Source organism: Mycobacterium sp. MS1601 (genome assembly GCF_001984215.1).
Lineage (GTDB): Bacteria > Actinomycetota > Actinomycetes > Mycobacteriales > Mycobacteriaceae > Mycobacterium.
In genome coordinates, this window is sequence record NZ_CP019420.1 from 3,149,276 (window position 1) to 3,172,366 (window position 23,091).

The 23,091-nt window shown below is 68.5% G+C and carries 16 protein-coding genes and 2 pseudogenes; 6 read left to right on the forward strand and 12 right to left on the reverse strand.

Features of this window, described 5'->3' with window-relative positions:
- Positions 1–5: 5 nt before the first annotated feature.
- Both BVC93_RS15370 and BVC93_RS15375 read right to left on the reverse strand, forming a co-directional pair.
- Complete coding sequence (locus BVC93_RS15370) at positions 6–1,076, reverse strand: acyl-CoA dehydrogenase family protein (RefSeq protein ID WP_083738216.1); 1,071 nt, start codon at positions 1,074–1,076, stop codon at positions 6–8.
- Positions 1,073–2,203 (reverse strand): acyl-CoA dehydrogenase family protein, encoded by a 1,131-nt coding sequence (locus BVC93_RS15375; protein WP_083738217.1) that lies wholly within the window; start codon positions 2,201–2,203, stop codon positions 1,073–1,075. Before BVC93_RS15375 ends, BVC93_RS15370 begins: the two co-directional genes overlap by 4 nt.
- 298 nt (positions 2,204–2,501) lie before the next feature.
- Between BVC93_RS15375 and BVC93_RS15385 the strand changes: the two genes are divergently transcribed.
- A complete protein-coding gene (locus tag BVC93_RS15385) occupies positions 2,502–3,422 on the forward strand; it encodes a helix-turn-helix domain-containing protein (protein ID WP_236950374.1) in 921 nt (306 codons plus the stop codon).
- Entirely contained in the window at positions 3,423–3,944 is a 522-nt protein-coding gene (locus BVC93_RS15390; RefSeq protein ID WP_083738218.1) for a dihydrofolate reductase family protein, read from the forward strand. It abuts the gene before it with no gap.
- Between the two features lie 94 nt (positions 3,945–4,038).
- Here BVC93_RS15390 and BVC93_RS15395 read toward each other — a convergent pair whose 3' ends face one another.
- Positions 4,039–5,517, reverse strand: a complete 1,479-nt coding sequence (locus BVC93_RS15395; RefSeq protein WP_083741082.1) for an aldehyde dehydrogenase — start codon at positions 5,515–5,517, stop codon at positions 4,039–4,041.
- Positions 5,518–5,572: 55 nt separating this feature from the next.
- Positions 5,573–6,337, reverse strand: coding sequence for a class I SAM-dependent methyltransferase (locus BVC93_RS15400; protein ID WP_083738219.1), 765 nt, complete (start codon positions 6,335–6,337; stop codon positions 5,573–5,575).
- 42 nt (positions 6,338–6,379) lie between these two features.
- Between BVC93_RS15400 and BVC93_RS15405 the strand changes: the two genes are divergently transcribed.
- Positions 6,380–7,549 (forward strand): glycosyltransferase family 4 protein, encoded by a 1,170-nt coding sequence (locus BVC93_RS15405; protein ID WP_083738220.1) that lies wholly within the window; start codon positions 6,380–6,382, stop codon positions 7,547–7,549.
- On the opposite strand, the gene BVC93_RS15410 is transcribed toward BVC93_RS15405, so the two are convergent.
- Both BVC93_RS15410 and BVC93_RS15415 read right to left on the reverse strand, forming a co-directional pair.
- Complete coding sequence (locus tag BVC93_RS15410) at positions 7,533–9,200, reverse strand: hypothetical protein (protein ID WP_083738221.1); 1,668 nt, start codon at positions 9,198–9,200, stop codon at positions 7,533–7,535. The genes BVC93_RS15405 and BVC93_RS15410 overlap by 17 nt on opposite strands.
- 4 nt (positions 9,201–9,204) lie before the next feature.
- Positions 9,205–10,428, reverse strand: coding sequence for a DUF3068 domain-containing protein (locus BVC93_RS15415; protein ID WP_083741083.1), 1,224 nt, complete (start codon positions 10,426–10,428; stop codon positions 9,205–9,207).
- A gap of 116 nt (positions 10,429–10,544) precedes the next feature.
- On the opposite strand from BVC93_RS15415, the gene BVC93_RS15420 reads away from it, so the two are divergent.
- Complete coding sequence (locus BVC93_RS15420) at positions 10,545–11,720, forward strand: acyltransferase family protein (protein ID WP_083738222.1); 1,176 nt, start codon at positions 10,545–10,547, stop codon at positions 11,718–11,720.
- Entirely contained in the window at positions 11,717–12,667 is a 951-nt protein-coding gene (locus BVC93_RS15425; protein ID WP_083738223.1) for a D-2-hydroxyacid dehydrogenase family protein, read from the forward strand. Before BVC93_RS15420 ends, BVC93_RS15425 begins: the two co-directional genes overlap by 4 nt.
- Here BVC93_RS15425 and BVC93_RS15430 read toward each other — a convergent pair.
- The 6 genes and pseudogenes from BVC93_RS15430 to BVC93_RS15455 all read right to left on the reverse strand — a co-directional run bounded on the left by BVC93_RS15430 (position 12,664) and on the right by BVC93_RS15455 (position 21,816).
- Positions 12,664–14,334: a DUF222 domain-containing protein gene (locus tag BVC93_RS15430; protein WP_083738224.1), complete on the reverse strand. Its 1,671-nt coding sequence runs from the start codon at positions 14,332–14,334 to the stop codon at positions 12,664–12,666. The genes BVC93_RS15425 and BVC93_RS15430 overlap by 4 nt on opposite strands.
- A gap of 145 nt (positions 14,335–14,479) precedes the next feature.
- Entirely contained in the window at positions 14,480–15,919 is a 1,440-nt protein-coding gene (locus tag BVC93_RS15435) for an AMP-binding protein (RefSeq protein WP_083738225.1), read from the reverse strand.
- A 1-nt stretch (position 15,920) separates the two neighbouring features.
- Positions 15,921–16,896 (reverse strand): annotated as a pseudogene (locus BVC93_RS15440) (phosphotriesterase-related protein).
- Positions 16,897–16,906: 10 nt separating this feature from the next.
- Positions 16,907–21,096: pseudogene (locus BVC93_RS15445) on the reverse strand (alpha-(1->3)-arabinofuranosyltransferase domain-containing protein).
- 1 nt (position 21,097) lies between these two features.
- Positions 21,098–21,271, reverse strand: a complete 174-nt coding sequence (locus tag BVC93_RS15450; protein ID WP_083738226.1) for a DUF2613 domain-containing protein — start codon at positions 21,269–21,271, stop codon at positions 21,098–21,100.
- A 77-nt stretch (positions 21,272–21,348) separates the two neighbouring features.
- On the reverse strand, positions 21,349–21,816 hold the full coding sequence (locus BVC93_RS15455; protein WP_083738227.1) for a universal stress protein: 468 nt from the start codon (positions 21,814–21,816) through the stop codon (positions 21,349–21,351).
- A gap of 80 nt (positions 21,817–21,896) precedes the next feature.
- Between BVC93_RS15455 and BVC93_RS15460 the strand changes: the two genes are divergently transcribed.
- Positions 21,897–23,081, forward strand: a complete 1,185-nt coding sequence (locus tag BVC93_RS15460; RefSeq protein WP_083741084.1) for a glycoside hydrolase family 3 N-terminal domain-containing protein — start codon at positions 21,897–21,899, stop codon at positions 23,079–23,081.
- Positions 23,082–23,091 lie beyond the last annotated feature (10 nt).

Consider the following 23,091-nt stretch of genomic DNA (forward strand, 5'->3'; position numbering starts at 1 on the left):
GTGTCCTACGACCAGGCTCGCAGGTCGACGCCGGTGAGCACATCCCAGAGGGCGCCGTCATCAGCTGAGCTGGTGAGTGCCACCCGCCCGAGGCGGCGCGCGAACGACTGGGTACTGCCGAACTCACCCGCCCAGGAGTAGGAGCGGCTGGTCGCCGACCACAGCCGGTGCTCGACGGTGACGCCGATGGCACCGTGGAGCTGGTGTGCAACGGTGTTCACCACGGGTACCACTCGGCCAGTGACGATCTTTGCCAGTGTCACCGCGTAATCGGTTGCCGGGTCGGCAAAACCGTGCTCGGCGGCGGCCTCGACAGCCAGGCTCACCGAGGCCCGTGCGCGTTCGATCTCCCCGGCCATCCCCGCCAGTGCATGCTGCACCGACTGGAACCTGCTCAACGGCTTGCCGAACTGAACCCGGTCCCGGGTGTGGGCCACCGACATCTCGGCGGCCGCGTCCAGTGCGCCGATGATCTGCACACACCGGGCCCAGGCCCCGCGTCGTTTCAGCTCGGTCACCACCTCGGCGTCCACCTCGGTGCCCGCCACGTCAAATGCGACGGTGTCCCTGGGCTCACCGGCCAGGTTGTGGCCGTCAGTGATGTCCAGATCACCCGGTTCCACGCTCGCGGCGTGCCACCGTCCACCGGCACACAGCACCAGCACCACCCGCGCCGCTGCCCTGGTCCACGGCACCTCGTACGCGGTGCCGGTCAACCGAGTGCCCTCGGCGTCGGCGTCGGCGATCGCCACGGTCAGCGGGCCGTCGGCAGGCACGTCCAAACCGGTTGCGGAGGCCAACCACGCTGCCAGCAGATCGGTTTCGGCCACTGGTGCGGCCACCGCGTGACGCGCCAGCTCGCGCAAAACCACCGCGGATTCGACGGGGCCGGCGCCCTCGCCGGTGGTGATCCGGCTCAGGCCCGTCTCCTCGAGATGAGCCCAGACGCCGGTATCGAAGTTCTCGGGCAAGCGGTGTCCGGCGGCCTGCCTGCCGATGTCGTCGACCAGCCCGCGAAGCTCAGCCAGTTCGTCGTCGGACGATGCGGCGAACACGCCGCCTGCCAGCACACTCATCGCAATCCCATCCCCCGCGCGACCACTCCGCGCAGCACCTCATTGGTTCCGCCCCGCAACGTGAACATCGGGGCGTGCAGCCGCGAAGCTCGAAGCAGCACAGCCAGCTCCGGGTAGTTCGGATCGCTGTGGTGGACGAACTCGAACAACTCGGCAGCCAGATCCACCGACTCCTGTTCGAAGCGGGTGCCCAGGTCCTTGACCAGGGCGGCCTGGTTGGCTGCGGCTTCGCCGGCGGCCAGGGCGCGGGCCACCGACACCGACAGCTGCCGCAACGACACCAGCCTGGCCACCAGGTGCCCGATGGCGGCGGCGTTGCCGTCGTCGATGTCTGCCCGGCCGGACAGCGCCCGCAACAGCGGCAGCAGTAGTGGGGCGGTGCTCAGAATCCGTTCGGGGCCGCTGCGTTCGAAGGACAGTTCCGAGGTCACCTGGTGCCAGCCGTTGCCCACCTCGCCCAGTACGGCGTCGTCGTCCACAAACGCGTCCTCGAAGACGAGCTCGTTGAAATGGTGCTCGTCGTCCATGGTGATGATCGGGTCGACAGTCAGGCCCTCGATGCCCGTCGGCACCAGGAACTGGCTGAACCCGGCGTGGCGGTGTTCGGGATCGGCGGGGCTGGTGCGGGCCAGCACCACGATCTGGTGTGCCAGGTGCGCACTGCTGGTCCACACCTTGCGACCGTTGAGTATCCAGCCGCCGTCGGTGCGGGTGGCCCGCGTGGAGGCGGCGGCCAGATCCGAGCCGGCCTGCGGTTCGCTCATGCCGATGCCCGAATAGAACTCACCTCTGGCGATGCGGGGGAGGATGCGCTGACGCTGCTCCTCGGTGCCGTAGGTCAGCAAGCCCGGCGCCACCTGTCGGTCGGCGAACCAGTGCGCCGCCACCGGGGCGCCCGAGATCAACAGCTCTTCGGTCACGACATAGCGGTGCAGATGCCCGAGACCGTGCCCCCCGTACTGCTCAGGGATGGTCAGACCGAGGAAGCCGGCGGCACCCAGCCGGGCGCTGAACGCCGGGTCCGCGCCGCACAGCCAGGCGTCCACCTCGGGCCGCCAACCGTATTCGGTGCGGTCGGCGGCGACGAATTCGCGCACCCGGGTGCGCAGTTCGTTCAGTTCGGTCATCAAAGCCCTCGCGGATCGGCGGCGACGCGGCCGGTCAGGGCCACCTTCCCGTCGTCGCCCATGGCTTCGGCGTCACCGACCGCGGTCCGGTGGCCCACCCGCATCGGAGTGCCAACATAGCGCGAGGTGGCACCGGCGAAGAACGGTCGCAGGAAATTCAGGCGGTGGCACCCTCACCGCCTGGCGGCGACTGCGTCGAACTGCGGCGCGGTGATGCGGCATGGGACTTGCCCGGCTGAATCACCCCAGCAGGAAACGTCATGTTCAAGCGGGCGGCCGGTGACCATACTCGGTGGTCGTGACCGCTGAACCTTCACCGCAGGGCCGGGACCGATTACGGGAACTGCTCGACGCCATCGTCGAAGGCGAGAACTCCAGCGTCGAAGGCATGGCACGCAGCACATTCGTCTCGGAGTTCCACTTCTCCCGCGAAGTCCGCAGGCTCACCGGTGAACCTCCGGCCGCGCTGCGCCGCCGCATCATGCTCGAACGCGCGGCATGGCGGCTCCAGCGCGGCGAAGCAGTGGCTGCCGTCGCCGCCGATGAGGGGTGGTCGTCGGCGGAGGTGTTCTCCCGCGCGTTCCGCCGCAGTTTCGGTACCCCGCCGTCACAGGTGGGCGCCCAGTTCCGGCTGCCCGCCCCCAACGGTCTGCACTTCCATCCGCCGCAGTCGTTGTGGCTGGACGCCGAGGCCCCCGCAACCACCGATGTCAGCGCTCTGATGATGTCTCACGACATCGCCGACACCGGTTATCTGCTCGGCCGAGCCGCTGAGCTGACCGAACAGCAATGGCTACAGGAGGTTTCACCGGGGCAGACGGTGCTGGACTGGGACGGGCCGGAACCCAGCGTCGGCGCGGTGTTGTGCGCTGTGGTGTGGGCCAAGGAGGTCTGGCTGGCCAGTATCGAGGGCCGCGACTTCCCGTCCCGCGACGCCACCGACCCCGCCAGAACGGGACCGCACGAGCTGGCCACCCACCACGACGACATCGCTGCGCATTGGATCGCGACCATCACCCGACTGGGCGCCGACGGCCGGATGGGCGACACCGTGATCGACGCGCTCTGTGATCCGCCGGAGTCGTTCCAGCTCTACGGCATCGTCGCCCATGTCTTGACCTACTCGGCGCACCGCAGGCACCTGGCGCGCGCCATGCTGGCGCGCCTCGGCGTCGAGACCCATCGCGGTGACCCCCTGGAATGGATGAGAGGAAGCTAGATGAGCACGATCTACTACACCGCCTCGAGCCTCGACGGCTTCATCGTCGACCCCGACGGCAGCCTCGACTGGCTGATGTCCCGGGCCATCGACCAGGAGGGCCCGTTCGGGATGGATGAGTTCATGGCGGGCGTGGGAGCCCTGGTCATGGGGTCGGCCACCTATCTATGGCTGCTGGACAACCAGCCCGGTGACTGGATGTACCACCAGCCCAGCTGGGTGATGACACACCGCCCGGAGATCATCGCCGCCGGCCACCCGGTGCGGGTGTATGCGGGAAGCGCCGCCGAGCTGCATCCGATGCTGGTCGAGGCGGCCGCGGGCAAGAACGTCTGGGTGATGGGCGGCGGGGACATGGCGGCACAGTTCGTCGCCGACGGTCTGGTCGACCAGATGATCGTCAGCTATGCGCCGTGCACGCTGGGTGCCGGATCCCGGGTGCTGCCGCTGCGCTCGGAGTGGCGACTGGCCGAGTCCGCCGTCAACGGTGATTTTGTGGTTGCTCGATGGGAGCGCCCCTGAGCATGCACTCAGCCCGTCGAGACAGAAGTCAGACAACAGAAGTCGACAAGATCGTCGTCTGAGTTCTGCCTCAAACGGCTGCAGAGACTGTCACTCACTCGGGTGTGTAGCCGAAGGGGAGCAGTACACTCTTCGACTCCGTGTACGAGGCGATGCCCTCCGGTCCGTTCTCGCGGCCGATACCCGAGTTCTTGTACCCGCCGAACGGGGCACCTGGATCAAATGCGTACATGTTCACCGCATAGGTACCGGTGCGAATCTTCTTGGCCACCTTGATCGCTCGCGCGAAATCGGTGGTGTACACGCTGCCGGCCAGGCCGTAGGCGGAATCGTTGGCGATGCGGATCGCGTCGTCTTCGGTGTCGTAGGGGATGACCGCCAGCACCGGTCCGAAAATCTCCTCCTGCGCGATGGTCATGGAGTTGTCGACATCGGCGAACACCGTGGGCTGCACGTACCAACCCGAGTCCAGTCCTTCCGGCCGGCCGCCGCCCACCACCACGCGGGCACCTTCCTCGATGCCCTTCTTGATGTAACCCTCCACCCGGTCGCGCTGCTTCTCCGAGATCAGCGGGCCGATCATCGCGGCGGGGTTGTCGGGCAGACCAGCCAGCATCCCGGAGACGCCTGCGGCCAGCTTCTCCACCACCTCGTCGTAGCGAGACCGCGGCGCCAGGATGCGGGTCTGCCCCACACATGCCTGCCCGGAGTTCATCAGCCCGGAGAACACCAGCATCGGCAGGGTGGAATCCAGGTCGGCATCCTCGAGGATGATCGCCGCCGACTTGCCACCCAGCTCGAGTGTGCAGGGCTTGAGCTTCTCGGCGGCCACCTTGCCGATCTCCTTGCCGACGGCCGAGCTGCCGGTGAACGTCAGCTTGTCCAACTCGGGGTTGGTCACCAGCGCACGGCCGGTGTCCACGCCGCCGGGCACGATCGACAACACCCCCTCGGGCAGGCCGGCCTCGGCGAACGCCTCGGCCATCGCATTGACCGACAGCGGGGTCTCGGCCGCGGGCTTGAGCACGATGGTGCAGCCGGCCAGCAGCGCCGGGCCCAGTTTGTTGCACGCCAGGAAAAACGGCACATTCCACGCGATCACCGCGCCCACCACACCCACCGGCTCCTTGAGCACCAGCGTCTGGCCGTAGATGCCGTCGCGGATGTCCTGCCAGGTGAACTTGTCGGCCGCCCCCGCGTAGTACTGCAGCGTGGACATCCCGGCGCCGTACTGCATCATGTCGACGATCGTCGCGGGCTGCCCGGTTTCCAGCGTGAGCAGGTGCTTGAACAGATCGGCCCGCTCCTCGATCAGCTTGGTGGCGCGCTCGATCACCGCGGCGCGTTCGGCCGGTGCCATGGTGGGCCACGGCCCCTCGTCGAAGGCTGTGCGCGCGGCGGCGCAGGCGGCATTGACGTCGGCCTCGGTGGCCAACGGCACCTGACCCACCTTCTCGCCGGTGGCGGGGGAGAAGACCTCGATCACCTCGCCGGTGGCAGGTTCGGTCCACTGGCCGCCGATGAACAGCTTGTCGTACTCGGTCTTGTACGCGGCATCAACGCTCTGTGTCATGAACATCACAGTACCGAGAATCCGGACAAACGAGAACCTGTTCCAGTTCCGGATCTCAGGGCTTGTGCAGCACCAGCACCAGATTGCTCACCAGAAACTCCCGGACGCCGGGGATCGACGTCAACCACCAAGCCCATCGTGGGTGGTAGCGGGGAAATGCCGCCACCAGAGTGCCGGTGCTGGCGGCCCACTCCAGCCCGTCGGCCGCCGACACCGCAAAAAGCGACGATCCGTAGTTGTTCTTCGGTGGGTGGCCGTGTTTGCGGGTGTAGCGGGCCGCGGCCCGTGCCCCACCCAGGTAGTGCGTCAGGCCCATCTCGTGGCCGCCGAAGGGGCCCAGCCAGACCGTGTAGGACAGGATCGCCACACCGCCGGGCCGTACCACCCGCAGCATCTCCGCACCCAGCTGCCACGGCGCCGCGACGTGCTCTGCGACGTTGGACGACAGGCAGACGTCCACGCTGTCGTCGGCGAACGGCAGCGCCATCCCCGACGCCCGGATGAACAGCCCGGAGCCGCCGAGACGGCCGGGCGCGGCGTGCATCTCGCGCGGGTCGGGCTCGACGCCGATGTAGGTGACGCCGTGGGAGGCGAATGCGTCGGCGAAATACCCGGGCCCGCCGCCCACGTCGACGACCGTGCGTCCGGCCAGGGTGGTCCCGGTGACGCCGCGCCACAGGTCGTCGACCATCAGGGCGGTGTCCTGCGCCAGCGCTCCGTAGAACCGGGCGGGATCGGTCTGCTCGAACCGGAACTGTGACAGCAGCCGCACTGACCGTGCCAGCGTCGCCCTCGTCGCGAACAGGTCCGTGGCCGTCATCGGAGGCGAGGTTACCGAACCAGCCCATTACGCTGGCTGGCGATGACACTCACCGGCGACCAGCAGCGCGGAGTCCGCTCCGTGCTGCTGCTGTGCTGGCGTGACAGCGGCCACCCGCAGGGCGGCGGCAGCGAGGCCTATCTGCAGCGCATCGGCGCGCAGCTGGCTGCCACCGGGGTGCGCGTCACCTTGCGCACCGCCCGCTACGCCGGTGCTCCGCGCCGAGAGACCGTCGACGGGGTCCGGATCAGCCGCGGCGGTAGCCCCTACACGCTCTACATCTGGGCGGGCCTGGCCATGGTGTTGGCCCGCCTCGGGCTGGGGCCGCTACGAACGGCGCGCCCCGATGTGGTGATCGACACCCAGAACGGCATCCCGTTCCTGGCCCGGCTGGCCTACGGACGCAAGGTCGTCCTGCTGGTGCACCACTGCCACCGCGAGCAGTGGCCGGTGGCGGGGCCGGTGCTCGGCCGGATCGGCTGGTTCATCGAGTCGCGGCTGTCGCCGTGGATGCATCGCCGCCACCAGTACGTCACGGTCTCGCTGCCCTCGGCGCGCGACCTCACCGCACTCGGAGTGGCGCAGGAGCGGATAGCGGTGGTGCGCAACGGTCTCGACGAGGTGCCGCCGATCACGGCGCAGCGCTCTGCGACACCCAGGGTGGCGGTGTTGTCGCGGCTGGTGCCCCACAAGCAGATCGAGGATGCGCTCGACGCGGTGGCGGCGCTACGCGCGCGCATCCCGGATCTGCACCTGGATGTGGTCGGCGGCGGGTGGTGGCACCAACCGCTGGTGGACTACGCCGAACTGCTGGGCATCACCGACGCCGTGACCTTCCACGGCCACGTCGACGACGCCACCAAACACGATGTGGTGCAACGGGCCTGGGTGCATGTGCTGCCGTCCCGCAAAGAGGGCTGGGGGCTGGCGGTGGTGGAAGCCGCCCAACACGGCGTGCCCACCATCGGTTATGCCTCCTCGGGTGGCCTCGCGGATTCCATCGTCGACGGGGTGACGGGCATCCTGGTGGCCGACCGTGAGGAACTGGTGCAGCGGCTCGAGGAACTGTTGGGTGACGCCGAACTGCGCACCGGCCTCGGCGACAAGGCCCAGGCCCGCAGCGGCGATTTCTCCTGGCCGCAGAGCGCCGCTGCGATGCGGACGGTGCTCGACGCGGTCCACCGCGGACAGCGAGTCAGCGGCGTCGTGTGACGCGGGGCCGGAACCCGGCCAACCCCACCAGCAGCAGTGCGAGCCACCCGCAGTGTGCGGCCAGCACCATCGTGCGCTGCGCGGACCCGGCGCCGGGAGCATCGCCGCCGACGCGGTAAAGCGTCATCTGCTCATTTTGGTAGGTCACCGGGAGGTGCTCCAGAGTGCTTGCCGCCGAACCGAACTCGCCGGCCGAGCCGGTCTCCGAGACCACCCATCCCACACCCGCGTCGGAGAGCCGGTGCGGGTCGGCGCCCTCGAGCAGCAGATTCTGCACCGCCCGCGCATGCCCGCCTTCACCCAGCACTGTGTCGCCGGAGATGGACAGATCTCCGGTGGTCAGCACGTCGGCCCGCACCCACCGGGGTAGCGGATCGAGCACCGGCGCGGGCCCGGACCACTCGAACAGCCGCATGGAGTCGGCGGGCAGCACCGCCACCGGCCGCGGGTCGGCGTTGATCTGCGCAGCCACCTCGGCCCAGCCGTCGGGGTAGCGCACCGGCGACACCTTGCCCCAGACACCCCACGCCAGGTCGGGTAGCACGGCGATCACCGCCACGCAGCAGACCACCGCGGCGACGGCCGGTTTCAGCCGGATCCGGACCAGCGTCTGCACCGCCCCGGCAGCGGCCAGCGTGTATCCCGGCATGGCCAGCGCAACCCACTTCTGCGCATCCCGCAGCACCCCGAGTCCGGGCAGGGTCTCCACCACCGCGCGCGTCAGCGCCAGACCGGGCGGGGTGGCCATCAACGCCGGCACCACCACCGCCACCGCCGCCAGGACCAGCAGGGGCACCGCGGCCCGCACCCGGGCCGCCACCGGCAGCCCAAGGCCCAGCACCACCAACAGCACAGCCGTCGCCGCCAAGGCGAACAGCGTCGACCGCGATCCCGGAACCGCTTCGGCGTTCCAGATGCCACCCAGCCCGGCAAGGCTGCCCAGAGTCCCGAGCCCCGGTTCAGCGCGCGCGGCGAACGCCTCCACCCCGGGCACGCCGGCCGCCCGATATGTCGACAGCGACGAGGCGACTGCCGCCGCCACCAGCCACGGCAGCGCCGCAAGCGTCGACAGCCCTGTCACCACCGCGCCCAACCGCAGCCGCCCGGCCGAGCCCGGCACCGTCACGCAAACCGCCGCAACCACCGCCGCCAACAGCAGACCTGTCGGCGTCAGCCCGGCCAGCGCCAGCCAGAACGCCAACTTCAGATACCCGGGTTGACCGGCCCGCAGCCGCAGCACGGTCACCGCCACCCACGGCAGTGCGCCGTAGCCCACCAGCAGACTCCAGTGGCCCTGCAACAGACGCTCGGCGACGTAGGGATTCCAGACGGCGACGGTGGCAGCGACGAACTGCCCGGGAAGACCCGCGCCCAGCACGTGCGCGGCCAGCCGAGCAGCGCCCCAACCTGCGGCCCACAACCCGGCGATCAGCAGGATCTTGGTCACCAGCCCGCCGTCGATCAGCGTCGACGCCCATGCCATGGCGAAGTCCTGCGGCAGCGCCCGTGGAGCGGCTTCGCTGAGTCCCAGCGCGGCGTCGGACAGATAGGACCGCGGTGTGGACACCGCATCGCGCAACAGTAGATAGCCGGGCCCCAATAGTGGCGCGGTGATCAGCAGGCTCAGTGCCAGGGCGTACCCCGGCACCACCCGGTTACCGACGGTCGGGCGGACCCGGATCGGGGTGCAGGTCCGGTCGCTGTGCCGGCAGCTTCTCGGTCTCGGCTTCGGCGGCGGGCATGGGGCCGGTGTCGTCGGCACGCCTGCCACCGAGGCCGGCGAAGAAACCACCGCTTTCGCCGTCGCCCGGGTCGATCAGGGCGGCCTCGGCGCGCAGGCTGAACGATCCCAGCAGCGCCCCGCCCACCAGAGCGATGAGCCCGGCGGCGGTGAAGGTGATGGGGAGCACGCTCGACCACAGACCGATCCGGTCACGTTCATCGCGGGCGGCGGCCACCTGTGATTCGACGGTCTCCTCGGTGGACGTCACCGTGTAGTCGGCGAGGGTGACCTCGGGCCGTAGCTCGTCACGCGAATAGTAGTGATTGGCATGATCTTCGGACTTGACGATCACGCCCGACACCGGATCCACCCAGAAGGTCTTCTGAGCCGCGTAATACCGCGTCATGGTGATCGGCTCTTCGGGATCACCTTCCAGCCCCCACTGCTGAGCGCGGGCGGTGGTTTCGCTGTCCTCGTTGTTGTCGTAGAGCGACGTGTACTTGATGGGCTCGACCAGCTGGCCGTCGGCGTCGTAGCCGATGTTCTGGGTGAAGCGGTAGGTGGTCAGCCCGTTGACGTCCTCTTCACCTTCGTAGTTGGTGTCGAATGCGCGCTGGGCGATCGGATCGAAGAGGGGGTAGGTCTTCTTCTCGGTGTTGAACGGGAAGCGGTAGGACAATCCGTCGTGCGGCAGCGCGATGTTGGTCGGCGGCTTGGTGTCCTCGATGGTGCGCGGCTTCTGCACGGAACCACCCGGGTGGGTGTCGTCGGAGATGGCCATCGCGGTCTCGCGGTTCATGGTCACCGTGTCGACCATGGCCAGCAGTAGACCGTTGTCCTGCTGCTGATCGGTTCGCCGCACCGTGGTGCCGACCTGCAGTGTCACCACGTCGGCGTTGGACGGCGATTCGACGGAGACCTGCTGCTGGGAGACCAGCGGGACGTCCTCGTTGGAGACGAAGCGCTCCCCGAGCAGCGATGCCGGATCCAAAGCGGTGCCGGTGCCTTCACTGACCAGTGAGGCGTCGATGGTCAGCGGGATCCGCTCGATCTTGCCCGCGGTGTAGGTGGACAGCAGCAGCGCGGCTATCAGCAGGGCTGCGCCCAGACCCAAAATGCCGCACGCCGCGATACGCAACATGACTGCTCGGTTCACGTTGTGCGTGCCTTCCTTCCGTATCACCGCTGGCGGGGCAAACCTCGTTGACCCTAACAGCAGACTCTAAGGCGCTGACTTACCCGAGTTCTGTACCCATTGGCACACTGGACCCGATGTCTGACGATCAAGTAGGCGGCACTCGCAGCTTCCTGCCCGCCGTCGAGGGTATGCGTGCGTGTGCGGCGATCGGTGTCGTCGTCACCCACGTAGCCTTCCAGACCGGTCATTCCGCCGGGGTGGACGGCCGCCTGCTCGGCCGGTTCGACCTCGCCGTGGCCGTGTTCTTCGCGCTGTCGGGTTTCCTGTTGTGGCGTGGTCATGCCGCCGCGGTGCGCGGGCTGCGGCATACACCGCCGACAGGCCGCTATCTGCGGTCTCGGCTGGTGCGGATCATGCCGGGATACCTGGTTGCCGTCGTCGTGATCCTGTTGCTCATGCCCGACGCCACCGGTGCCAGCTGGACGGTGTGGTGGGCCAACCTGACGCTGACCCAGATCTATGTGCCGTTGACGCTGACTGCCGGGCTGACGCAGATGTGGAGCCTGTCGGTCGAGGTCAGCTTCTATCTGGCGCTGCCGCTGTTGGCGCTCTGCGCGCGGTGGCTGCCGGTGCGGGCACGCATCCCGGTGATCGCCTTCGTCGCGGTCGCCAGCTGGGGTTGGGCGTGGGCGGTGTCGGCTCTTGACCTGGCTCCCGAGGGTCTCAACCCGTTGAACTGGCCGCCTGCGTTCGCCTCCTGGTTCGCGGCGGGCATGTTGGTCGCCGAGCTGACCGTCAGCCGGGTGGGTTTCTTTCATCGACTGGCGCGACGACGGGTGCTGATGGCCCTGGTTGCGGTGGTTGCGTTCCTGGTGGCGGCGTCACCGGTGGCGGGTCCCGAGGGTTTGGTGCCCGGCACCGCGTCCCAATTCGCCGTCAAGACCGCCATGGGCGCCGTGCTGGCGGCCGCACTGCTGGCGCCCCTGGTACTGGACGAGCCTGGGACGCCGCACCGAATCCTCGGCAGCCGGGTCATGGTGACGCTCGGTCGCTGGTCCTACGGGCTGTTCGTCTGGCACCTCGCGGCGTTGGCCATGGTGTTCCCGATCATCGGCGAGTTCGCGTTCAACGGTCACATGCCGACCGTGCTGGTGCTGACGCTGATACTCGGGTTCGCGCTTGCTGCTGTGTCCTACGCGCTGGTGGAACAGCCCTGCCGACAGGCGCTGCGGCGCTGGGAGTACCGCTCTAAACCACCGGCTCTGGACAGCTCGGTCACCGATACCCCTGAACCCGCGGAGGCACGATGAAACCCGTCATCGCGATCCTGAACGACTACCAGGGTGTCGCACTGTCGTTCGGTGACTTCGATTCTCTGCGTGCGTTTTTCGAGATCCGGGTCTATCGGCATGCTTTTGCCTCCGATGCGGAGGCGGTGGCCGGGCTGGCCGATGCCCAGGTGCTGGTGGCCATGCGGGAACGTACTTCCCTGGGCCGTGGCGTGATCGAGGCGCTGCCGCAGCTGAAATTGATCGTCACGACGGGAACGCGCAATGCGGCCATCGATCTGGCCGCCGCCGCCGAACGTGGGGTGGTGGTCAGCGGCACCGGCATGTCCCGCCATGCCGCCGGCGAGCACACCTGGGCACTGCTGATGGCGGCGGCCCGCCACATCCCCGCCGAGGTGGCGGACGTACGTGCCGGCGGCTGGCAGACGTCGGTCGGGACCGAACTGCACGGACGGACGTTGGGCATCGTCGGCCTCGGGCACATCGGCAGTCAGATGGCGCGGTATGCGCAGGCGTTCGGGATGAGGGTACTGGCGTGGAGCACCAACCTCGATCCCGCCCGCGCCCGTGAGCTGGGAGTCGAGCCGGTCGCCAAGGAGCGGCTGTTTGCCGAATCCGACATCGTGACACTGCATCTGGTGCTCAGCGAACGCTCACGTGGGGTGGTGGGTTCTTCCGAGTTGGAGGCGCTGGGTCCGCGTGGGTTGTTGGTGAACACATCGCGCGGCCCGCTGGTGGACGAGGCTGCACTGGTGGCGGCGCTGTCCTCGGGGACTCTGGGTGCCGCCGCGCTGGACGTGTTCAATGTCGAGCCGCTGCCTGTCGATCATCCGCTGCGGACACTGCCCAATGTTGTTGCGACGCCACACATCGGGTTCGTCACCGATGCCGCCTACAGCACGGCCTACTCGCAGGCAGTGGAGGACATCCACGCCTGGTTGCAGGGCGCGCCGATCCGGTTGCTCTAAAACGGCGGCGGGCCGTTGTCCAGTGTGTTACGGGCGCGCTCGGCGTTGATGCGATAGGTGCGCTGTTTGGCGCGGTTGCGTTTCCGGTATCCCTGGATGTGGTCGACTTTGTCCGGCGGGGTAGGTGTCGGTGGTGGGGTGTCGATCGGGGCTGACGTGGTGCAGATCTTTGGGAAGTAGAGGGTGCTGGCGGGCTTGCTGGTGTAGGTCTGTCCGGTGGGCGTGGTGATGGTGATGGTGCCATCGGCAGCTTGGCTGTCGGTCCATCCGGCCCAGAACGTTTTGCCGAAATGATGGAGTTTGCAGTACATCTTGCCGCCGGAAGCATGGGTCTTGCCCTGAGGCCAGGGGGTCGTGTGGTCGAACTCGCAGAACTGCGCGGGCCGGTCGCAGTGCGGGAACCGGCATGTCAGATCGCGGGCTCGGGTCCACTCATCGAGGGCGGTTGATGGGCGGTAGCGGCTTTCGGGGCCGGTCCCGGGTGGTTTGAGGTGGCGGACTTTCGCGCCCTTGGCGATGAGTGCGGCGATCAGCGGCGCCGGCATGGCGCCGAAGCCGACGAGGATGCCCGGCGGTGGGTTGGGCGGTGGCGCCTCCGCTGTTTCGCTCTTGCCCTCGGGCCCTGCCGCGCTCTCGGGCCCGGCAGGCCAATCCTGTTCCACGCCAGAGACTTCACTGTCCGGTGTTGGCCGGCATTCGGCAGGTGAGCTGTCGATGATGGCCTGCGGTTCGCGGGTGCCGTCGGGGTGCACGCGGGTGCCGTCAGGGTAGACCAGGGTGGCGTTCATCGGTCGCTGATGCGGATCCGCCGGTAGCGGGGCGTCGCCGTCCATCAACGAATCAGGGGCAGCGTCCAGAGTCTCGGGTTCGGAGTAGATGTGCACCACCACATGCGAGGCGCGGCCATCATCAGTGGCGGCCGAGCACTCCGGCGACCCGCACTGGCAGGCCAAATGAAAGAACCCCGCCCCCAACGCGCCATGGGCATCGGCGCGACGCTGGTCCAACGTCCGGGGATCGTCTTTGCAGACCCCCTTGGCCATCCCGGTAATCCGCTGCCAGAACAGCGCGGCATCGGCACCGGTCAGGCGCGCCAAGACCTCGGTCACCCCGTCTTTGGTTTCCAGGATGTCCACACCGCGGTCGCGGACCCGCACCCGCACCTGGCGCACCGCGGCCGGGTCGTAGCGGTTGACCCACACATCGATGGCGTCGTCGAGCTTCTTCACCGACAGGGCACCCCAGGTGGTCGCGGCCTCCGCGATGTGTGCCTCCACGGTGGCCAGCACCGCGGGGTCGACGATGTTGAAGGTGCGGTGCACGATGCGCCGGGCGATGTACTCCGAAATCTGCCCGCTCAAGAGCAGGTCAGCGATCTTCGGCAGCTTGTTGGACAGCGCCAACCCGATTTCCATGTCCCCCGCCGCGCGGCCGTGGCTGCCCCCACTGGCCAACGACACCTCGGCGGCGGCGGATTTCCAGGCCGCTTCGGTGTCGTCGACACTGTCGGAGTCGTCGCTGTAGGTGCGGCTGGTCTTTTCGGCGATGAACAGCAGCCGGTGGGCGGCGACGGTGGCGGCCAGGGCGGTGTAGGTGGTGATCGCATCGTCGAGTTCGGCGTCGGTCATCTGCGACCGCGCTGTCGAATCCGGAATTCCTGCGAACATGCCTTCACGATAAACAAGGGGTCCGACAAAACTCAGCCATCGAAAACGGAAGTGACGGATGAGATTAACCCCTCGCGAGTGTGGGGTTGTTCCGCGCCGCACCGCTCCAGAGGAGGCACAACTCCACACTCGGCGGGGAACAGAACTACAACCTAGCCAGGATCTCGTCACGCACCGCGGAGCGCCGCGCCTTGCCGGCGTCGTCCCGCAACGGGCGATCGACGAACTCGATGATTCGCGGCACCTTGTAACTCTCCAGCCGCGACCCGACGAATTCCAGCAGCTCGTCGGCGCTCAGCGGGCCCAGCGGCTGCACCAGTGCGTACGGTACTTGGCCCAGATCGTCGTGGGGAACGCCGACGACCAGGCAGGACAACACATCTGGATGAGCAGACAGTGTGTTCTCGATCTCGGCGGGGTAGGTGTTGCGGCCGCCGACGGTGAACATGTCGACCCGCCGATCGCTGAGATAGAGGAAACCCTCGGTGTCGAACCAGCCCAGATCACCCAGTGAATCCCAGCCGTCGCGGGACTTCGCCGAGGCGCCCACATACCGGTAGGTCGGCGAACTTCCCGGGGCCGGTCGCATGTAGATCTCGCCGACCTCACCCGGCGCGCACACCCTGCCGTCGTCGTCGAGCACGGTCATCTCCCCGGCCACCACCACACCCACCGAACCTCGATGGGTCAGCCACTGCGTTCCGGAGATGAACGTCAGTGCCTGTAACTCCGTGCCGCCGTATAACTCCCACACCGCGTCGGGACCCACCAGCTCGATCCACGCCTCTTTGACCGCCGGTGGACACGGGGCGGCCAGATGCCAGAAGCGCCGGATCGACGACAGATCGTAGGCCGACGGCGAGGACCGGTACACCGGCAGCAGTCGCTGCATGATGGTCGGTACGGTCGCCAGGAACGTCACCCGGTGCTCGGTCACCAACCGGAGGAACTCGGCCGGCTCGAAACGGGGCATCAGCACCAGATGGTGTCCCAGCAGCAGGCCCATCACGGCGGTGGTGAATCCGGTGTTGTGGCTCAACGGAACCGAGACAAGGTTCACGTCGCCGGGTTCGGCGCCCAGGGGATAACCGATCGCCGCCGGAACCCGGCTACCGCCACCGGCTTCGATCAGCTTCGGCCGCCCGGTGCTGCCGCCGGAGGCCATCGCCTTCCACACCGGTGATTCCACTTCGGGCAGCGGGTCGCAGGACTCCGCCGACTCGTGGCCCGCGGGAACGTACATCGCCAGCCCCCGCGGATCGGGCCGCCCCACCACCAGGGCCCGCGGCACCAGGTCCAACAGCGCCGCGTACTCGGCGTCGGGCAAGCGCGGCGACAGCGGCTGGGGCACCGCGCCCAACTTCCAGCAGGCGATCACCGACTGCAGCCACTCGATCGAATTATCCACCGCCACAGTCACATAGGATCCTTGCTCAACGCCCAACGAAGAGTAGGCGCGCGCCAGCTGGTTGGTGGACCGCTCCAACTCGATGCGGCTCAGGGTGCGGCCACCGCAGGTGACCGCCGGGGCGTCGGGAGCCGCGGCGGCCAGGGCAGCCAGTTGCACCGGGATGGTGTCGGTCATCTCAGTAGCCGCCGCTGCGCTCGAAGATGGTGCGCGGGTTGGTGATCAGCATGGTGTCGATCTGCTCCTGGGTGACACCGCGCTCCAGCAGGGCCGGGATGACGTCGGTGTGGATGTGCAGGTAGTGCCAGTTGGGCAGCGCGACGGGAATGGTCTCCTCGGGCAGGGCGTCGAAGTAGCAGGCCGCGTCGTGCGAGAGCACCATCTTGTCGGCGTGCCCGCGCGCACACATCTGCGCGACGGTGTTCACCCGGTCTTCGAACGGCAGGTAGACGTCGATGCCGAAGCGATCCATGCCGATGTAGGAGCCGGCGGCGATGAGCTCCTCGAGGTAGTCCAGATCGGTGGTGTCGCCGCAGTGCCCGATCACCACCCGCGACAGGTCCACTCCCTCCTCGGCGAAGATCTTCTGCTGTTCGAGACCGCGACGGGTCTCGGCGTGGGTGTGCGTGGAGATCGGCACCCCGGTGCGCCGGTGTGCGGCGGCCACCGCCCGCAGCACTCGCTCGACGCCGGGAGTGACGCCGGGTTTGTCCGTGGCACTTCAGGATTGCGGCCTTGATCCCGGTGCCGGCAATGCCCTCTTCGATATCACGGACGAACATGTCGGTCATGATCTCGGGACCACCGAGTTCGGCGCCGGGTCCGAGATAGTGGAAGTACATCGGGACGTCGTTGAAGGTGTACAACCCGGTGGCGACGACGATGTTCAGCTCGGTCTGCGCGGCGATGCGGGCGATGCGAGGGATGTAGCGACCCAGCCCGATCACCGTGAGGTCCACGATGGTGTCCACCCCGCGGGACTTCAGTTCGTTCAGCCGGGCCACGGCGTCGGCTTCGCGTCGGGCTTCGTCGCCGAACGCGTCGGGGTAGTTCTGGGTGATCTCCGTGGTCATCATGAACACGTGCTCGTGCATCAGGGTCACGCCGAGGTCGCTGGTGTTGATGGCTCCTCGCGCGGTGTTCAGCTCAGCCACCGTGCCGATGCTAGAAGCCCGATCGCCCTTCGTGGGCAGAATCCTCGCCGAACCTCACCACCGACGCGGCCAGTAGGCCCACCGCGATCAATGCCAGCAGCTGCACGCCGCCGGAGAATCCCACATAACCGTCCACTGATCGCCAGGGATTTCGGGACAGCACGGCTCCAGCCAGGATCAGCCCGCCGCTGACTCCGGCGAGTGTCACCCGCTTCCAGTAGACCGGACGCAACCGCAATGACCACAACAGTCCGGCCGCGCAGGCGAACACCAGCAGCCCGGCGATTCCCCCAGCAGGAAGCCCACGCCCAGCACCGCAGCCGTCATCCACGGTCCCGGATGCCACGCCCTGGCACCACCGGAGCTCACCCGTCGCGCCGGCCACAGCGCCAACAGCACCAGCAGCGGTAACAACGCCAGACCCGTCGCCAGCCCGGCGCGGTACACACCGTTGGCTCCGAACTCCAGCGTCACCGGCCCCTGCACCCCGGCAGGGATCACGAACCCCTGCTGCCAGCCGTTCACGGTCACTTCTCGCAGAGCACTGCCGTCGGCCGCGCGCGCGGTCCAGCCGGGATTGACGCTCTCGGGAACCACCAGCACCCGCTCGGTGTCGGAGGCATCAACGTCGACTTCTCGATGGTCGGCTCCCCAGGCGCCTGTGCGGGCAGTCTCGGTGCGTGGGCTGGGCAGCGTGGCGAAGGCGGGTCCCGTCAGCTGGATGCCGTCGACGAAGAATGCCTTGCCGGGGCTGACCAGCACCTCCTGCTGTCCGGCGGGCAGCGTCAGCGGCGTGCGGTCGCACACCTGCGCGGCGATCGGCCCGCCGTCGAGCAGCGCCCCGACAGTGGTGGACACCGAGGTCTGCAGGAACCGGCCCGCCGCGCCGATCACCGGGCCCTCGCCGCACGGAATCGTCACCGAGCGCATCCGGTTCGTGTCGGCGTCGGCCGCGGCGATGGGGCTACCGTCGGGCCGCAGCGCCACCACCTCGGCCAGGCCTGGTGGTTTCACCTGATCGAATCCCAGTGCGGTGCGGTCGATCACGTCGGCCCAGTCCAGCAGGCTGATCCTGATGGTGTTGGTGACGGCTGGACTCAGCTCCAGCGTCTGGGCTCCGTCGGGTTCCATGCTGCGTACCTGCGGGCCGTTGCCCAGATCGACGGCCACCAACGACGGGTGGGTGGGCAGCGGTGAAGCGCTGGGGGTGAGTTCGACGGCACTCACCAGCGTCGGCTCGGGCAGCGTCAACGTCAGCGTCGGGGAAGTCCGCTGTTGCACCACCCCCTGGGGTGCCGTCCACGAGGTGCGGGGATCGCCGTCCGCGGCGGCATACGCCGTCCCCAGCACGTCGAACGAGTCGGCGTCTCCGTCGGCGCGGGCAGTGCCTGGCTGGCGGATCAGATTGGCCAGTTCAGGTCCCTGACGCGGCCGCACCCACACCTGCGGAGTGAGTGAAATCTCTTCTGGCACAGTCAGTGTCCTGCTGAGGCTGCCCAGCTCCTCGGGTGACAACGACAGCGGGGACGCGCAGTGCACCCCGTCGGGGGTGTCTACGCAGCCGGGGCGGCCCAACAACTCCGAACCCAGGTCCCACATCGCCACCTCTGCACCGTCGGGTGGGCCCGGCACCAGCGCGGTGTGCCGCAGATTCACCGGATGTGCGAAGCCGGATGCGTCGTACTGCGTGACGGCCAGATCGGTGATGCCGAACTGCACTCCACCGGATCCGTCGACGGTGCTGATGGCAGTGACGCGAACCCAGGGCGTCTCGCCGTAGGGCAGGGCCACGGTCACCGGGGTTCCCGGTTCGTCGACGCCGACGCTGGTGGTGCCGTTGGCGGTGGACACCTGGAGTCGGTTCACCTGCGCCCCCAGCGTCGAGGCGCTGGGGGTCAGGGTCATGGTGGCGTTGGTGACCGGATGATCGAAGTCCACTTGCAGCCATTGGCCCACCGCAGCCTGCAGGGCATTGGACACCCAGCTGGTGGCGGAGTCGGAGTCGATGGCGGCGGGCGGACCGGAGGCGGGCGCCACGTCGGGCAGGGCGGTGGAGTCCGCGGCTGAGCTGGACACGCTGATACGGCCACCGTCCCAGCCGCCGTAGACCAGCTCCTGACCAGGGGAGGGGTAGTCGCGGACCCGGTTGTGGGTATGCCGCGGATCGCCGTCAGCCAGGATCGCCGACGAGTGGTCGTCGACGCGGCCGTAGTCGGTCTCCCGCGCCACCGGGGTGTCGGTGACCGTCACCACCGGAGCCGTCAACCCGGCGGCCAGGGCGTCGCCGGTCAGCAGCGTCGGGCCCAGTGGCTGCTGGCCCAGCAGACGGCGGCGCTCGTCGAGACGCAGTAGCGACTCTGGGCCTCCGTCCACCCGGGCCATCGTGTCAGCGTCGGCCAGATAAGGAGCGCTGGAACCGCCGGACACCCGGTAGATCTCCACTGCCGGGTATCGCAGCCGCAGGCCGCTGTCACTGATGAAACCCTCCAGCGTGCCGGGCCCCACCGGGTCACCGAACTGCGCCACCTTCTCCAGTCCCGGTGAGTTGTCCATGACGCGATGCACCAGGATCGGGCGGGCCGACCGTGACGTGTCCGGGTCCAGATCGTTACGGACGACGACGTACGAGATACCTTGGCGGGCAAGGGTATCGGCCAGACCTGCCGACGGCCGGCCCGCCGCGAACAATCGCTGCACCGAATCCAGGGCGCGGATGGTCTGCGGCGGGGTCAGCGGTATGGAGTCGCGCACACCCCAGGGGCTGTCGCCCAGGACCTGCAGCGGTTCGTCGTGGCTGCTGCCCCACACCTGGGTGGCGAACGGTGAACCGGGTGCCACCAGCACCCGTCCGCGCTCGGTGTTGTTGGTGTCCAGCCAATCTGCGGTTTCGTGCCAGTAGGACGGAATCGCGGTGAAGGTTCCCGGCGGGGTCAGCCGTCCCGTCCACGCCAACGACGTCGCCACCGCCACCGCGGTCAGCACCACGATGCCCACCGCCACCCGCTTGTTCTTCTCGGGGTGGGCAAAGGACCGCACGCTCATCGGCACCCGGCCCAGCAGATGCGCCAGGCCCAGGGCGATCGGCAGCCGCAGCAGGGGTTCGAACTTGTGTACGTTGCGCAGCGGGGCGCCGGCGTCGTCGAGGAACAGCTGGACCTGGTTTGCGATCGGGGACCCCAGGCCGCCCGCATAACCCAGCCCCATCAGCACCAGACCGACCAGAAGCACCGTCACCACCCGGCCGCGGGCAGGCATGCTCCGCAGCGCCAGACCTGCCAGGCCCGCCGCCGCCACCAATGTGGTGGCCAGCACCGCCACCGGCCCGGTCACCAGCGAGGTGCCCGCGGTGGCGCCCGGCGCCACGAACGGCGTCCACGCCGCGGTGCCGCGCAGCATCTCCGTCAGCGAGGTCCACTGCGTCGTGACACCCGAGGATTCGATGTAGTCCAGGAAAGGTGGGCTGATCCGGCCCAGCGACAGCAGCGCCACCACCCACCACGCCACGGCCAGCGCGCTGCACAGCAGCCACCAGCCGCTGAAGCGCAGCCAGACGCGGTTGGGCCGGTGGCAGGCCCACCACACGACTGCGGGCAGACAGGCGGTGAAGGTGGCGACGGCGTTCACCGCACCCATCAAGGCCAGCGCGATCCCGGCGCGGGCGGCCAGCACCCGCAGTGAACGCCCCGAGTCGCCGCGCAATGCCAGGATCACCGGTAGCAGCACCCACGGGGCCAGCATCATCGGCAAGGTTTCCGAGGAGATCGAGCCCAGGGTGGTGAGCACGCGCGGGGACAGCGCGAACGCCGCTGCCGCCACCACCCGTGAGGCCGTCGTACCGATGCGCAGCGCCTCGGCCACCCGTAACAAACCCCAGAACCCGGCGGCCAGCAGCAGCGCCCACCACAGCCGTTGGATCACCCAGGCGGGCAGCCCGACAACATCGCCGGCCAGGAAGAACGCGCCGTGGGGGAACAGGTAGCCGTAGGCCTGGTTCTGCGCCTGCCCGAACGGCAGGTCGCTGTTCCACAGGTTGGCCGCACGGGCCAGGAACCGCAGGGGATTGGCGGTGAGATCGAGTTTGGTGTCCGGGGAGATCAGGCCAGGGGCTTGGGCGAACGACAGCGCCAGTGAGACGGCGCCGACGAGGCAGAGCCAACGCCGGGAAAGTCCTCCCGGTAGGACCCCTGCTTGAGTGCTCAGGTCAGCCGCGGTCGCCGTACTCGACGCGGTTGAGCACCGAGGACGCCGGATCGCCTGCCACCAGTGGCGGCTTGGTGTCCTGCTGCACCATCAGCGTCACGCCGAACACCGCGGCCGCACCGAGCAGCAGACCGACCACGATGCTGGCTGCAGCTGGCACCACGAACCGGGTCATGCGGGGCTCTCCTCAGCGGCTGGTCGGACGGTCGGACACACAAATCCAAGAACGCCCGCCAACCTAGCATGGCCGGGTCACTGCCCCGGTGGGACGATCAGCACCGGACGGCCGCCGTGGCGCAGTACGCGGTCGGCGACACTGGACTGGATCAGCGAACGCACACCGGTGGTACCGCGGGTTCCGGTGACGATGAGATCGGCGTCCAGTTTGTCGGCGGCGTCGATGATGGTGCGCCACACCGTCCCCGATATCGCCACCACCAGTGTCTCTGCATTCAAGCCGGCCTCGCGGGCCAGCTCGGCTCCTTCGTCATTGGTGCGCTGCGCGTCGGCGAAGGCGATGTCCAGATCGTCCTCGTCCAGCAGGTCAGGAGGGCCGTCGAGGTCGATGCTCACGGAGTCGGTGCTGCCGCGCATCGGCTCCCAGACAGTCAGCACCACGGCTCGATCTGCGGCACTGCCGCGCGAGAGAAATCGGCCCGCGTAGAGGACTGCGCGGCGCGCATTGTGGGTGCCGTCATAGGCGATCATCAAGACCGTCATGCCTCATGATCGCAGGTCCGTTGACCAGGCGTGGGGGCAACAGCTTTCAGACGTGGTGGCCCGCATGCAACAGTGAGGGCATGGTTCTGACCCGGACACTGCTGTCCCTGGCCGCGCTTCCCGTGCTGTTGGGGGCCTGTTCACCTGCGGCGCAAGCACCCACCGAGGTCGCGGCGCCCGTACAGGAACAGGTGACCACCCCACAGTCCACCCCGCTGTCCAACCCGGTTCCGGCGGCGCCCGTACCGGCGGCCTGCGGTGATCCGGTCGCGACCATGTCGACCCGCGACAAGCTGGCCCAGCTGCTGATGGTGGGGGTTGCCGGCGGCGCCGACGCCCGGGCGGTGGTCGCCGACCATCATGTCGGCGGCATCTTCGTGGGCAGTTGGACCGACAAGTCGATGCTCACCGACGGCACCGCGGCTGCCCTGAACGACATCTCCGGACCGATGCCGGTGGCGGTCAGCGTCGACGAGGAGGGGGGCCGGGTCTCGCGCTTGTCCGGGCTGATCGGGTCCCAGCCGTCGGCGCGGTCACTGGCGGCGAGCAACACGCCCGAGCAGGTCTACCAGATTGCGCTCGAGCGGGGCCGGGCGATGCGAGGGCTGGGCATCACCATCGACTTCGCGCCGGTGGTGGACGTGACCGGCGCCGGTGCCGACACCGTCATCGGGGACCGCTCCTTCGGGTCAGATGCCGCCGTGGTGACCGAGTTCGCCGGCGCCTATGCGCGCGGGCTGCGCGACGCCGGGGTGTTGCCGGTACTCAAGCACTTCCCCGGGCACGGCAACGGTTCTGGTGATTCGCACACCGGCGCGGTGACGACGCCGCCGCTGGAGGCGCTGTTGGCCTCCGACTTGGTGCCCTACCGCACGTTGACCACACAGGCGCCGGTGGCGGTCATGGTCGGCCATCTGGAGGTGCCGGGGCTGACGGGTGCCACGCCGGCCAGCCTCAGCCCGGCGGCCTACCAACTGCTGCGCAGCGGGGGCTACGGCGGACCGCCGTTCAACGGGCCCGTCTTCACCGACGACCTGTCCGGCATGCAGGCCATCAGTGACCGCGTCGGCGTGCCCGACGCCGTGCTGGGTGCGCTGCAGGCCGGCGCCGACACCGCCCTGTGGTTGTCGACCTCGGAGGTGCCTGCGGTGCTGGACCGACTGGAGCAGGCAGTGGCCTCCGGCGAACTGTCGATGGCCGCGGTGGACGCCTCGGTGGCGCGCATGGCTCAGTTGAAGGGACCCAATGCCCGCTGCGGCGGCTGAGCTCTTGCCG

Excerpts from the sequence above, each read along its gene's own strand:
- BVC93_RS15370 (WP_083738216.1), bottom strand. The coding sequence starts at position 1,076 with ATGAGTGTGCTGGCAGGCGGCGTGTTCGCCGCATCGTCCGACGACGAA.
- BVC93_RS15375 (WP_083738217.1), bottom strand. The coding sequence starts at position 2,203 with ATGACCGAACTGAACGAACTGCGCACCCGGGTGCGCGAATTCGTCGCC.
- BVC93_RS15390 (WP_083738218.1), top strand. The coding sequence starts at position 3,423 with ATGAGCACGATCTACTACACCGCCTCGAGCCTCGACGGCTTCATCGTC.
- BVC93_RS15395 (WP_083741082.1), bottom strand. The coding sequence starts at position 5,517 with ATGACACAGAGCGTTGATGCCGCGTACAAGACCGAGTACGACAAGCTG.
- BVC93_RS15400 (WP_083738219.1), bottom strand. The coding sequence starts at position 6,337 with ATGACGGCCACGGACCTGTTCGCGACGAGGGCGACGCTGGCACGGTCA.
- BVC93_RS15405 (WP_083738220.1), top strand. The coding sequence starts at position 6,380 with ATGACACTCACCGGCGACCAGCAGCGCGGAGTCCGCTCCGTGCTGCTG.
- BVC93_RS15420 (WP_083738222.1), top strand. The coding sequence starts at position 10,545 with ATGTCTGACGATCAAGTAGGCGGCACTCGCAGCTTCCTGCCCGCCGTC.
- BVC93_RS15425 (WP_083738223.1), top strand. The coding sequence starts at position 11,717 with ATGAAACCCGTCATCGCGATCCTGAACGACTACCAGGGTGTCGCACTG.
- BVC93_RS15430 (WP_083738224.1), bottom strand. The coding sequence starts at position 14,334 with ATGTTCGCAGGAATTCCGGATTCGACAGCGCGGTCGCAGATGACCGAC.
- BVC93_RS15435 (WP_083738225.1), bottom strand. The coding sequence starts at position 15,919 with ATGACCGACACCATCCCGGTGCAACTGGCTGCCCTGGCCGCCGCGGCT.
- BVC93_RS15450 (WP_083738226.1), bottom strand. The coding sequence starts at position 21,271 with ATGACCCGGTTCGTGGTGCCAGCTGCAGCCAGCATCGTGGTCGGTCTG.
- BVC93_RS15455 (WP_083738227.1), bottom strand. The coding sequence starts at position 21,816 with ATGACGGTCTTGATGATCGCCTATGACGGCACCCACAATGCGCGCCGC.
- BVC93_RS15460 (WP_083741084.1), top strand. The coding sequence starts at position 21,897 with ATGGTTCTGACCCGGACACTGCTGTCCCTGGCCGCGCTTCCCGTGCTG.